Origin of the sequence: Pseudolysinimonas sp., assembly GCF_049651805.1 — a bacterium.
In the GTDB taxonomy this organism is placed as follows: Bacteria; Actinomycetota; Actinomycetes; order Actinomycetales; family Microbacteriaceae; genus Pseudolysinimonas_A.
Window position 1 is genome coordinate 1 of sequence record NZ_JBASCU010000039.1, and the last position, 12,116, is coordinate 12,116.

Annotated in this window: 12 protein-coding genes; 2 read left to right on the top strand and 10 right to left on the bottom strand. The window is 66.8% G+C overall.

The window, feature by feature from the left end; genetic code table 11:
- On the top strand, positions 1–381 hold a 381-nt coding region (locus tag WBL06_RS09990), incomplete at its 5' end, for a winged helix-turn-helix domain-containing protein (RefSeq protein WP_424455847.1).
- 15 nt (positions 382–396) lie between these two features.
- On the opposite strand, the gene WBL06_RS09995 is transcribed toward WBL06_RS09990, so the two are convergent.
- The 10 genes from WBL06_RS09995 to WBL06_RS10040 form a co-directional block, all read right to left on the bottom strand.
- On the bottom strand, positions 397–759 hold the full coding sequence (locus WBL06_RS09995) for a hypothetical protein (protein WP_424455848.1): 363 nt from the start codon (positions 757–759) through the stop codon (positions 397–399).
- Positions 760–863: 104 nt separating this feature from the next.
- Positions 864–2,036 carry a GGDEF domain-containing protein gene (locus WBL06_RS10000; RefSeq protein ID WP_424455849.1) on the bottom strand — a complete coding sequence of 391 codons (1,173 nt, stop codon included), beginning with the start codon at positions 2,034–2,036 and terminating at the stop codon, positions 864–866.
- Positions 2,033–3,715 carry a sensor histidine kinase gene (locus WBL06_RS10005; RefSeq protein ID WP_424455850.1) on the bottom strand — a complete coding sequence of 561 codons (1,683 nt, stop codon included), beginning with the start codon at positions 3,713–3,715 and terminating at the stop codon, positions 2,033–2,035. The genes WBL06_RS10000 and WBL06_RS10005 overlap by 4 nt, the downstream gene beginning before the upstream one ends.
- Positions 3,716–3,815: 100 nt before the next feature.
- Positions 3,816–4,145, bottom strand: a complete 330-nt coding sequence (locus WBL06_RS10010) for a metal-sulfur cluster assembly factor (protein ID WP_424455851.1) — start codon at positions 4,143–4,145, stop codon at positions 3,816–3,818.
- Positions 4,146–4,168: 23 nt separating this feature from the next.
- A complete protein-coding gene (sufC, locus tag WBL06_RS10015; RefSeq protein ID WP_424455852.1) occupies positions 4,169–4,930 on the bottom strand; it encodes a Fe-S cluster assembly ATPase SufC in 762 nt (253 codons plus the stop codon).
- The gene (locus WBL06_RS10020; RefSeq protein WP_424455853.1) at positions 4,927–5,241 is read right to left on the bottom strand and encodes a non-heme iron oxygenase ferredoxin subunit; all 315 of its coding nucleotides are present in this window, start codon (positions 5,239–5,241) and stop codon (positions 4,927–4,929) included. Before WBL06_RS10020 ends, sufC begins: the two co-directional genes overlap by 4 nt.
- Positions 5,238–6,404, bottom strand: a complete 1,167-nt coding sequence (gene sufD, locus WBL06_RS10025) for a Fe-S cluster assembly protein SufD (RefSeq protein ID WP_424455854.1) — start codon at positions 6,402–6,404, stop codon at positions 5,238–5,240. The genes WBL06_RS10020 and sufD overlap by 4 nt, the downstream gene beginning before the upstream one ends.
- Positions 6,404–7,822, bottom strand: coding sequence for a Fe-S cluster assembly protein SufB (gene sufB, locus WBL06_RS10030; protein WP_424455855.1), 1,419 nt, complete (start codon positions 7,820–7,822; stop codon positions 6,404–6,406). The genes sufD and sufB overlap by 1 nt, the downstream gene beginning before the upstream one ends.
- A gap of 125 nt (positions 7,823–7,947) precedes the next feature.
- Complete coding sequence (locus tag WBL06_RS10035; protein WP_424455856.1) at positions 7,948–8,940, bottom strand: COX15/CtaA family protein; 993 nt, start codon at positions 8,938–8,940, stop codon at positions 7,948–7,950.
- Positions 8,940–9,881 carry a heme o synthase gene (locus tag WBL06_RS10040; protein ID WP_424455857.1) on the bottom strand — a complete coding sequence of 314 codons (942 nt, stop codon included), beginning with the start codon at positions 9,879–9,881 and terminating at the stop codon, positions 8,940–8,942. Before WBL06_RS10040 ends, WBL06_RS10035 begins: the two co-directional genes overlap by 1 nt.
- A 150-nt stretch (positions 9,882–10,031) precedes the next feature.
- Between WBL06_RS10040 and tkt the strand changes: the two genes are divergently transcribed.
- Positions 10,032–12,107: a transketolase gene (tkt, locus tag WBL06_RS10045; protein ID WP_424455858.1), complete on the top strand. Its 2,076-nt coding sequence runs from the start codon at positions 10,032–10,034 to the stop codon at positions 12,105–12,107.
- Positions 12,108–12,116: the final 9 nt, after the last annotated feature.

Genomic DNA, 12,116 nt, shown 5'->3' on the forward strand with positions numbered 1-12,116 from the left:
GCTCCCGCCCACGCTGCCAGCGCGCCGTCTGCCGGGATGCCAGGCGAACGCCTCGAGCATCTCGGTCTCCTCATCGACCTCGGCACCCGGGTCGCCATCGCCGATGGGCAGGAGATCCCGCTGACGCGCAGCGAGTTCGATCTGCTCGCCGCGCTCATGCAGTCCGGCAGGCGGGTGCGTACCAAGGCCGACCTCGCCATCCTGCTGCGCAACGAGGCCTACATGACGAGCAATTTCGTCTCCGACGCCGATAAACGCGGCATCGAAGTGCACATGGGCAACCTGCGCAAGAAGATCGGGGAGAACTCGCTCACGCCGCGGTGGATCGAGACGGTGCGTGGAGTCGGCTATCGGATGACCGGCGGAGACGCGCCCGCCTGACGGGTGGCGGTCGAGTCAGGCCGCTCGCAAGGCGAGGGTCGCGTGCCGCAGCTCATCGCAGACCGCGTTGCCCTTGCGGGCGAGCCGATCCGCCCCTCGCGCCGGCACCGTGCCGAGCAGCCGGGCTTCGGCGTAGAGCGCGCGGGCGGCTGTGCTCAGACCCTCAGCACCCAACATCGCGCTGGACGTGGAAAGGCTGAGCAGGGCCGCGAGGGCATCGTCGATGACGTACCGGTCGACGGCGGTTGCGACTCGCGCCTGGCGATGCTCCCACGCACTGATGTAATCCTCGATGAAGCGCACACAGGCCGATGCGTCGTCGGTGAGCTCTCGGGTCAGCCCGCGCAAGCGATTGACATCGATGTGCTCGTACTGCATGCATCCGTCCCAGTGGGTCATCCGGCAGCGCAGCGCTGCCGTCCCCCGCCGCCCAGTCTTCCGGGCCCGGGGAAGGTCTTCATCAATTTCGCGTCAGGGTTGGGTCAAGATTCGTGGGTCGTGCCGCCGCGCTGGCTTTCGTGCGCGAGCTTCGCGTCCAACGCGAGAGCATCTTCGGCCGCCGCGAGGAGATCGTCATATCGAGCCCCGCTGGTGTGCGTCGTGGCGACCCCGCGGAATGTCGAGGCGCGGAAGCGATCTTGGTCGTCGATCATCGCCTCCAATACCGCCTCTCCGATCCGGTCTGCGATCGTCGTCACGGAGTCATTCGACCGGAGCTCGAGGAGTAACGCGAACCGGCGAACCGATAGCTGCCCGACGAGGGCGGCCGTAGGTGCCTGCGTGAGAGTGATCCGGCCCGTCGTTCGAATCGCGGCGTCCCCCGCAGCGCGGCCGAATGCGGTGTTGATCGCGGCGAGATCGGCGACATCGATCAACAGCAGCACCAGGGTCGCGCGCTCGCGTACGGCGCGCAACAGCCATGTCTCCGCGACCTCGCGGAACTGCTTCGCATCCAGGATGCCGTCGAGGCGTAACCGGGCCCCGACCTCGACGTCGTCCTCGCTGAGGTGCAAGAAGCGATCGCCCTGAACCGACGACAGCATGATCGTGCCGAGCACGGCGAACGAGATCTCGATGAGGGTGGAGGCGGCCGTGCCGAAGTACACGTCGAAGACGGGATCGTCGGGCCCCAGCGTGACGAAGGCGACGGCGCGCGCCAGGTAGTACAGGCCCATTCCGCCGATGAGCACGGCGATCACCCGCGAAGCCAGAAGCCGGCGCAAGTACCCCCGCATGAATTCGAACGCCGTGAGCAGGCTGGCGAGCGCCACCCCGGCGAACATCTCGAACGACCCCGCCCAGTACCCACCGCCCGGTCCGGGAATCAGCGCGCTGATCGTGACGGCGACGCCGAGCACGACGGGTACGGCGACCAGAGCGTTGCGACCGTTCGCTCGACGGGCCCCCGACCAGATGAAGGCGATTGCCGCGGCGTACGCCCCGTTTCCCGCCGCGACGGCCCACCAAACTCCCGGGTGGAACGAGACGACCACGTAAGCGAACAGGGCGAACATCGCGCTGAGGAAGAAGACGCTCCAGAGCCGTCCGACTGCGTCGTTACGCCTCAGCATCGTCTCGAGTAGGAAGGCGATACCGGCGACGCTGATGACGAGCCCGCCCACGACGAACAGCGTGGTGGCGTCGAGGATGCTCACGCCGCCACGCTCCGGGCGTCGGCGGCGGTCGACGACTCACGTTCGGTGGGAACGGTGACACGGAAGGTGGTCCCGATTCCGAGTTCGCTGGTCACCGTGAGGTGTCCGCCGTGGCGATGGATGATCTCGCGCGTGATGCTCAGCCCGAGCCCGGTTCCGACCGTCGTGGACGTCTTCGCGGAGTTGGTGCGGTAGAACCGGTCGAAGATGCGGGGAAGGTCGGCGTCGGGGATGCCCTGGCCGGTGTCTCGGACCTCGACGCTGACGCCCGCGGCGTTGGGTTCGACGGCGATCGCGACGGTCACCGACCCCCATTCGCGGTTGTACTTGATCGCATTGGTGATCAAGTTGTCGAGCACCTGCCGCATCCGCATCGGGTCGACCGTGGCGAACGCGGTCTCGACCCCCTCGATGACCAGTTCCACCTCGCGCTCTTCGGCCATGACCTGGTGGGCTTCCACGGAGTCGCGGGCGATCTGAGCCAGGTCGGCAGCCGTGAACGACATCGAGAGCTGCTTGTCGGCGTCGCTGGCCGCCCGCAACAGGTCGGTGACGATCACCAGCAGGCGTTCCGAGTTCGCGTAGGCGACATCGATCATGCGGCGGGTCTCGGCGTCGAGGGTCTCGTCGTCGCGCGCCAAGTCGAGGTAGCCGAGGATCGAGGTGAGCGGTGACCGGAGTTCGTGGGAGACGGAGCCGACCAGATCATCCCGTGCGCGAATCGCCTCGAGCTCTTTCGTGATGTCGTTCAGCACGATGACGCCGCCGTCGTAGTGCCCTTCCCGATCATGCAGAATCCGGGAACTGACGGAATGAGCCGCACGTCGTTCACCAGGCTCGCCGGCCCAGACGATCAGGTTGTCGAACGCCTGACCGCTGAGGGCTCGCGTGAACGGCCGGTCTTCGTCGCTGTAGAGGCTCACGCCGTCGGCCTGGTAGACCACCGGATGAACGACCGCGTCGGCGGAGGTCCCGAAATCGGTCAGGTATTGACGTTGGGCCCGGTTGACGAAGGTCACCGTTCCCGTGCGGTCGAAGGCGATGACGCCGAAGTCTACGGCGTTCAGCAATTCGTTGAGCACACCCTCTTGCCGGCTTGCCCTTTCAAGAGCGTCCTGCACCATGGTCGAGTGCTGACGCAACAGTTTCGCCTGGGCGCGACCACGGGCCGATGACATGTAGATGGCGCCCGCGACGAACGAGACAAGCACGGGAACGACGATGAACGTGACGAAGTCCGTCCAAAGGATCGGCTCGCCGCGCAGCAGACGGGTGACCCAGAGCGCGAGGATCGTGATGCCGACGCCGGCGATCGTGAGAACCGCCCCGAACGTGCGCGCGATCCAGATGATCGGCAGCATGACGAGCAACCCGATCCCCGAGTTGGGATCGAACTCCCGCAACACCAGGATGCCGCCGAGGTTGGCAAACGGCAGGAGCGCCCCCCAGCGACGCGGAATCGAGTCCCACGGCACGAGCGCCGCGACCGCGGTGAGCGCGAAGAAGACGGCGACCATCCCGAAGACGATGGGCGAGGTGTAGACCTCGACGTCGACGAAGAGCAGCGCGATGATGACGACGAGCAGTGGGCCGGAGATCAGCAACTGGGCAGAGAGGATCCCCGACGCGACCCGTCCGCGCTTTCGGGGACCTGCTGCGGTCCGGCCTCCCCCTGACACGGTCTCAGGCTAGCCGTGCGCGCCGGCGCGCGCGTTACCCCGTCAGGGGGGCCCTCAGAACTGGGGGCAGAACGCCCGGTCGGTGGCGGGTCAGATGTCGTCAGATGCTGAAACCGAGCGCGCGCATCATGTCCCGGCCGTCGTCGGTGATGCGCTCCGGCCCCCACGGCGGCATCCACACCCAGTTGATGCGAAAACGCTCGACGATCCCGTCCAGTGACTGGGCGACTTGCTCTTCGATGACGTCCGTCAACGGGCATCCCGCCGAAGTCAGTGTCATCGAGATGATCAGCGCGTCGTTCTCGTCGTCCCAGGTGAGGTCGTAGATGAGCCCGAGATCGACGATGTTGACGCCCAGTTCCGGGTCGATGACATCCTTCAGGCCCTCTTCGACTTCGGTGAAGAGCTTCGGTTCGAGCGCGATGGGCATGGTCTCGTCCTTTCGCAACCAGGCTACGCCGTGGCGGTCAGGTAGCGGTCGTAGCCTTCGCTCTCGAGCCGGTCGGCGAGTTCCGCCCCGCCCTCTTCGGCGACCTTGCCGTCGACGAAGACATGCACGAAGTCGGGCGTGATGTAGCGCAGGATGCGCGTGTAATGAGTGATGAGCAGGATGCCGAGTCCGCTGTCGGCGTGGGCACGGTTGACGCCCTCCGAGACGACTTTGAGGGCGTCGACGTCGAGTCCCGAATCGGTCTCGTCGAGCACCGCGAAGCGCGGCTTCAGCAGTTCGAGCTGCACGATCTCATGGCGCTTCTTCTCGCCCCCGGAGAAGCCTTCGTTCACGTTGCGCGCCGCGAAGCTCGGGTCCATCTTGAGGTCGGTCATCGCCTTCTTGAGCGTCGGGCCCCAGCTGCGGATCGCGGGAGCTTCGCCGTCGATCGCGGTCTTGGCGGTGCGGAGGAAGTTGGCCACCGTCACACCCGGGATCTCGACCGGGTACTGCATCGCGAGGAACAGCCCGGCGCGCGCGCGCTCGTCGACGCTCATCGCCAACACGTCTTCGCCGTCGAGTTCGATCGACCCAGAGTCGACCTGATAGCGCGGATGACCCGCGATCGTATACGCCAGGGTCGATTTGCCCGAGCCGTTGGGCCCCATGACAGCGTGGATCTCGCCCTGGCTGATGGTGAGGTCGACGCCCTTGAGGATGGGCTTCTTCACCCCGTCTGCCTCGATCGAGACGTGCAGGTCGGTGATTTTGAGGGTGCTGCTCATGAGATCTTCTCTCCGATGTAGACGTCGCCGTCGATGATCTCGACGGCGAAGACGGGAACCGGCTCATAGGCCGGGAGGGTCAGGGGCTTGCCGGAGGTGAGCTCGAACTTCGAGCCGTGGGCCCAGCATTCGAGGGTGTCGTCTTCGACGAACCCCTCCGAGAGGGAGATGTCTCCGTGCGTGCAGGTGTCGCCGAGCGCGTGTACCTCGCCGGCGGAATCCATCACGACCGCGATCGGGGTGCCGTCGACGACGACCTTCTTCGCGGTGGAGACGGACAGGTCGCCGAGGGCGCAGACCTTGGTGCTCACGCCGCTCCTTCCAACTCGGCAACGAGCGCGGCGACGAGCCGAGCCTGCAAGACCGGCTCGGGGATGTGCTGCACGATCTCGATGAGGAAGCCGAGCACCACCAGGCGGCGGGCCTCGGCTTCGGGGATGCCGCGCGACTGGAGATAGAAGAGGTGCTCGTCGTCGAATCGGCCGGTGGCACTCGCGTGGCCGGCGCCGACGATGTCACCCGTCTGGATCTCGAGATTCGGGATGCTGTCGGCCCGCGTCCCTTCCGAGAGCACGAGGTTGCGGTTCTGCTCGTAAGTGTCGGTGCCGGTCGCGCGAGGGCCGATCAGCACGTCGCCGACCCACACCGTACGTGCCCCGTCTCCGTTGAGGGCGCCCTTGTAGGTGACGCGGCTGCGGGTGTGCGGCGCGTCATGATGCACGTACACGCGCTGCTCGAGATGCTGTCCGGCATCCGCGAAGTAGACGCCGAACAGTTCGGCGTCTGACCCCTCGCCGGCGAGGTGCGCCGACGGGTTGACCCGTACGATCGCACCGCCGAGCGACACGACGATGTGCGTGAGCTTCGCGTCTTTGGCGATCGTCGCGAAATGGCTCGCGAGGTGGCGGGCGTCGTCATCCCATTCCTGCAGGCTGACGAGGGTGAGTTGGGCGCCTTCACCGACGACGATCTCGACGTTCTCGCTGAGCGCCGCCGGCCCGCGACTGTCGAGCACGACCAGGCCCTTCGAGTGCGGTGCCGCCTCGACGAGCACATGGGCAGCGCGCGGTGCCTCGCCCATCGCGGCACGGGTCACCGTCAGGGCGTCCGGCTCCCCCTCGATGCCGATCCGCAGGGCCTTCTCGAAGCTGCTCCACCCGTTTGCGGAGGCCCGCTCCTCGGGGATTCCCGCCGATCCGATGCGCGAATCCGCGCGGTCGATCCACTCGACGGTCGTGCCCGCGATATCCGGATACTGGATCGGGTAGGGCGAGCCATCGAGCTTGTCGTCGATCAGGTCACGGATGCGGTCGACCGGGGTGAGCTTCCACTCCGCCTGCCAGGCCTCGACCGTCGGATGCGCTTCGTGGTCGGTGGATGCGAACCGTTCTGAACGCGTCTGAACGGGAACGAAGGGTCCATCGCTGTGCGCAACGATTCCCAGCCGCTCAGCGGCCTCGGTAGCTGCGGCCACTAGCCGACACTGCCTTCCATGCTCATCTCGATGAGCTTGTTGAGTTCGAGGGCGTACTCCATCGGGAGTTCGCGTGCGATCGGCTCGATGAACCCGCGCACGATCATCGCCATCGCCTCGTCTTCGGCCATGCCGCGGGACATCAGATAGAAGAGCTGCTCTTCCGAGACCCGGGAGACGGTCGCCTCGTGACCGAGTTGCACGTCGTCGACGCGGATGTCGATCGCGGGGTAGGTGTCGCTGCGCGAGATCGAGTCGACGAGCAGGGCGTCACAGCGCACCGTGTTTGCCGAGTGGTGGGCGTTTTCGCCCACCCGCACCTCGCCGCGGTATCCCGCACGACCGCCGCCGCGCGCGATCGACTTCGAGACGATCGAGGACGTCGTGTACGGGGCGAGGTGGATCATCTTGGCGCCGGCATCCTGATGCTGCCCCGGGCCGGCGAACGCGACCGACAGGGTCTCGCCCTTGGCGTGCTCCCCCACCAGGTAAATCGACGGGTACTTCATCGTCACCTTGGAGCCGATGTTGCCGTCGATCCACTCCATCGTCGCGCCCTCGTGCGCAATCGCACGCTTGGTGACGAGGTTGTAGACGTTGTTCGACCAGTTCTGGATCGTCGTGTACCGAACGCGGGCGTTCTTCTTGACGATGATCTCGACGACCGCCGAGTGCAGCGAGTCGGACTTGTAGATCGGGGCGGTGCAGCCCTCGATGTAATGCACGTACGAGCCCTCGTCGGCGATGATCAGCGTGCGCTCGAACTGGCCCATGTTCTCGGTGTTGATGCGGAAGTAGGCCTGCAGCGGGATCTCGACGTGCACGCCCTTCGGCACGTAGACGAACGATCCGCCCGACCACACCGCGGTGTTCAGCGCGGCGAACTTGTTGTCGCCGGACGGGATGACGGTGCCGAAGTACTCCTGGAAGATCTCCGGGTGCTCCTTGAGCGCCGTGTCGGTGTCGAGGAAGAGCACGCCCTGGTCTTCGAGATCCTTCTGGATCGAGTGGAAGACGACCTCCGACTCGTACTGCGCGGCGACGCCGGAGACGAGGCGCGAACGCTCCGCTTCAGGGATGCCGAGCTTCTCGTAGGTGTTCTTGATGTCGTCGGGCAGATCTTCCCAAGTCTGGGCCTGCTTCTCGGTGGAGCGCACGAAGTACTTGATGTTGTCGAAGTCGATGCCCGACAGGTCGGCGCCCCACGTCGGCATCGGCTTCATGCCGAAGATCTTGAGCGCCTTGAGGCGATTCTTGAGCATCCACTCGGGTTCGCTCTTGAGCCGCGAGATGTCGGCGACCACCTCGTCGGAGACGCCGCGTCGGGCTGAGGCGCCGGCGGCGTCGGAGTCGGACCAGCCGAACTCGTATTTTCCGAGGTCGTTCAGCTCCGGACGGTCGATAAGCACGTCTGACATGGTGATGAGCCTCTTTTCCTGCTGAAGCGAACCATTCCGCTCGTGTCAGCATTCCGATGCCCGAGAATCTCGGGGCCCCGGCGATCCGGGGCGCTGGGGCAGCAGCATCGGTGCTCGTAGCCCCGTCAGTCTACAGGGTGTGCCCGTTCATCGTCGGGAGCCCTGACGGGTTCGAGTTGGGCCACCAGCTGGTGCTCGCGCACCGACCATAGGCGCGGATCGGTGTCGAGCAACACGCGCAACGCTCCGATCCACACCAAGGCGGCGAGGGTGACGTGGAGTACCACGAGCACCTCGGGAATCCCGAGGAGCGACTGCGTCGTGCCCAGTGCGAGCTGCACGAACAACACGAGCAGGAACACGCCGACCCGGCGCAGCGCAAGCGTGCCGCCGTCCTCAGCACGGAGACGGAAGGCGAGCGCGACCGCGAGAGCGAGCACGCTGACGGCAGCGACACCGTGTACGACGACGACGATATTCCAGTCGAAGCCCATCCGCGGAACCTCGATCGCGTCGCCCGCGTGCGGTCCAGAGCCGGTGACCAGGGTTCCCGTGGCGACCACCGCGCCGGTCACGAACACGAGCGCCCAGGCGACGGCGCGCGAGCCCGCCGACGGCCGCGGTCCCGCTCCCCCGGTCCAGCGTGCCCGGTGCCAGGTGAAGGTCGCACAGGCGAGTAGCCCCATCGCGAGCACGAAGTGCACGGCGACCACCCACGGGTTCAGGCGCACCCACACCGTGACGCCACCGGCGATCGCGTTGGCGAGCACGAGCCAGAACATCGACCACGCGAGGCGGGTCAGCATCCGGTCGCGCGGACGTTGGAGTCGCGCGGCGACGATGGCCCAGCCCACAGCAATGATGAGCAGTCCCGTCACGAGCCGGTTCGTCTGTTCGATCAGCAGGTGGATGCTGTCGGGCACGAGCTGGATGACATTCGTGCCGTCGCACGTCGGCCACGTCGGGCAGCCCATCCCCGAGCCCGTCACGCGAACCACGACCCCGCCGAGCACGATGAGAACACTCGTGACGAGGGACGCAGTAGTGCCCCACCGCAACGCGCGCGGCCCCAGCGTCCAACGGTCGGCCGCCCAACCGAGCGGTGTTGTCACCCTCATCAGAACGGGATCGGCAGGTAAAGCAGCGGGTCGAGGCCGACGGCGACGAAGACGAGCGTCAGGTAGGTGATCGACGCGTGGAAGACGCGCATCGGCCTGAGCTCTTCGCCGCGAATCGCCGCGGCGTAGAGGCGATGCGACTCGACGACGAACCAGGTGCCCGAGACGGCCGCCGTGACGGCATAGAGCACGCCCATCGGCGCGACCGGCACGAGCAGCAGCGAGCAGACCACGGTCGCCCAGGCGTAGAGCACGACCTGCAGCCCGACGGCGGACTGTCCACGAACCACCGCGAGCATCGGCACCGATACGGCTGCGTAGTCATCCTGATAGCGCATCGAGAGCGGCCAGTAGTGGGGAGGCGTCCAGAGGAAGACGACGGCGAACAGGATGACGGGCTCCCAGGACAGCGATCCGGTGACCGCCGCCCAGCCGATCAGCACCGGCATGCACCCGGCCGCACCGCCCCACACGATGTTCTGCGGGGTGCGGCGCTTGAGCAGCAGCGTGTAGACGAACACGTAGTAGAGGATCGCGACGAGCGAGAGCACCGCGGCCAGCCAGGTCGTGAACACCCAGAGGAAGACGACCGACGCGATTCCGGTGACGAATGCGAAGAAGAGCGCTTCGCGCGGGCTCAACTCGCCCGTGACGAGCGGCCGCTTGCTCGTGCGCTTCATCACCTTGTCGATGTCGCGATCGATGTAGCAGTTGAAGGCGTTCGCCGAAGCGGCCGAGAAGGCGCCGCCAACCAGGGTCGCGAGCACGAGCCACAGATCCGGGATGCCGCGGGCCGCGAGGATCATCACCGGCGCCGTCGTCACAAGCAACAGCTCGATGACGCGCGGCTTCGTGAGTGCGACGTACGCCTTCACCTTGCGCCAGGTGCCGATCCGCACCCCCCGGGGGGTCTCGACCGGGCTGTCGACAGCTCCGTGCATGGCTCCTCGGATCGCTCGTTGCTCCCGGCCAGTCTATTCGACCGTGTTTCGCACACTTACGCCGCGCGCGGACCCAGGATGCGGCCTCGGTATGCTGGAGTTCGGTCCCTGCCACCCGGACTGTTCCCCTCTGCGAAAGGCTCCTTTTCCGTGCCAGAACTCTCTTGGGATGACATCGACGCTCGTGCCGTCGATACCGCTCGGATCCTCGCGGCCGACGCCGTCGAAAAGGTCGGCAACGGGCATCCCGGAACGGCGATGAGCCTCGCCCCCGCCGCCTACCTGCTGTTCCAGAAGGTCATGCGCCGTGACCCGGCCGACAACGAGTGGCTCGGGCGCGACCGCTTCATCCTCTCGGCGGGCCACTCCTCGCTCACCCAGTACGTGCAGCTCTACCTGGGCGGCTACGGCCTCGAGCTCGACGACCTGAAGGCCCTGCGCACCTGGGGCTCGAAGACCCCCGGACACCCGGAGTACGGCCACACCGACGGCGTCGAGATCACGACCGGCCCCCTCGGCCAAGGTCTCGCCTCCGCCGTGGGGTTCGCCTACGCGTCGCGCTTCGAGCGCGGACTCTTCGATCCCGACGCCGCGGCCGGCACGAGCCCGTTCGACCACTTCGTGTATGTCATCGCCTCCGACGGCGATCTTCAGGAGGGCGTGACGAGCGAGGCATCCTCCCTCGCCGGCCACCAACAGCTCGGCAACCTCGTCGTCATCTACGACGCGAACCAGATCTCCATCGAAGACGACACCGACATCGCTTTCACCGAGGATGTCGCGGCACGGTACGCCTCGTACGGCTGGCACGTGCAGACGGTCGACTGGAAGAAGACCGGCGAGTACCTCGAAGACGTGCACGAACTGCACCGCGCGGTCGAGGCGGCGAAGGCCGAGCTCGGCAAGCCGAGCATCATCATCCTGAAGACGATCATCGGGTGGCCCGCGCCGAAGAAGCAGAACACCGGCAAGATCCACGGCTCCGCGCTCGGTGCGGAAGAGCTCGCGGCCACCAAAGCGGTGCTGGGATTCGATCCCGAGAAGAACTTCGACGTCGCCGACGAGGTCCTCGCCCACACCCGCACGGCCCTCGATCGCGGGGCCGCCGAACACGCCGAGTGGCAAAAGGGCTTCGACGCCTGGGCCGCCGCGAATCCGGAACGCAAGCAGCTGCTCGACCGCATCCTGACCGGTGCGCTTCCCGACGGCGTCGGGGAGGCCCTCCCGGTCTTTCCCGCCGACAAGGAGCTGTCGACCCGCGCCGCGAGCGGCAAGGTGCTGTCGGCGCTCGGCGCGGTCATCCCGGAGCTGTGGGGCGGCTCGGCCGACCTGGCGGAGTCGAACAACACCACGATCGAGGGCGCGCGGTCGTTCATCCCGAGCGAGCACTCGACCCGCGAGTGGGCCGGCGAACCCTACGGCCGTGTGTTGCACTTCGGCATCCGCGAACACGCGATGGCCTCGATCCTCAATGGCATCGTGCTGCACGGCAACACCCGCCCGTTCGGCGGCACCTTCCTCATCTTCAGCGACTACATGCGCCCCGCCGTGCGCCTTGCGGCCCTCATGAAGGCGCCGTCGATCTTCGTCTGGACGCACGACTCGGTCGCACTCGGCGAAGACGGCCCGACGCACCAGCCGATCGAGCAGCTCACGACTCTGCGCGCCATTCCGGGCCTGGATGTCGTGCGCCCCGCCGACGCCAACGAGGTCGCCTGGGCGTGGAAGACGATGCTCGAGCGCCGCACCGGACCGGCGGGCATCGCGTTGAGCCGGCAGAACCTTCCGGTCTTCGACCGCTCGAAGGTCGCCAGCGCGGAGGGCGTCGCCCAGGGTGCGTATGTGCTCGTCGAAGCGTCCAAGCCCACACCCGACGTCATCCTGATGGGATCGGGGTCTGAGGTGCAGTTCGCCGTCGAGGCGGCTGAACAGCTCGAGGCCGCGGGAGTCGCGGCACGTGTCGTGTCGGTGCCGTGTCAGGAGTGGTTCGCCGAGCAAGATGACGCCTACCGCGAGTCGGTTCTGCCCGCCGCGGTGCGCGCCCGGGTCTCCGTCGAGGCGGGGCTCGGCCTCACCTGGCTGCCTTACGTCGGCGACGCCGGTCGCAGCGTCTCGATCGAACACTTCGGCGCATCCGCCGACTACAAGACCCTGTACCGCGAGTTCGGGATCACCACCGAGGCCGTCGTCGCGGCCGCAAAGGAATCGCTCGCTGCGGCGAGCTGAGAGGCATCT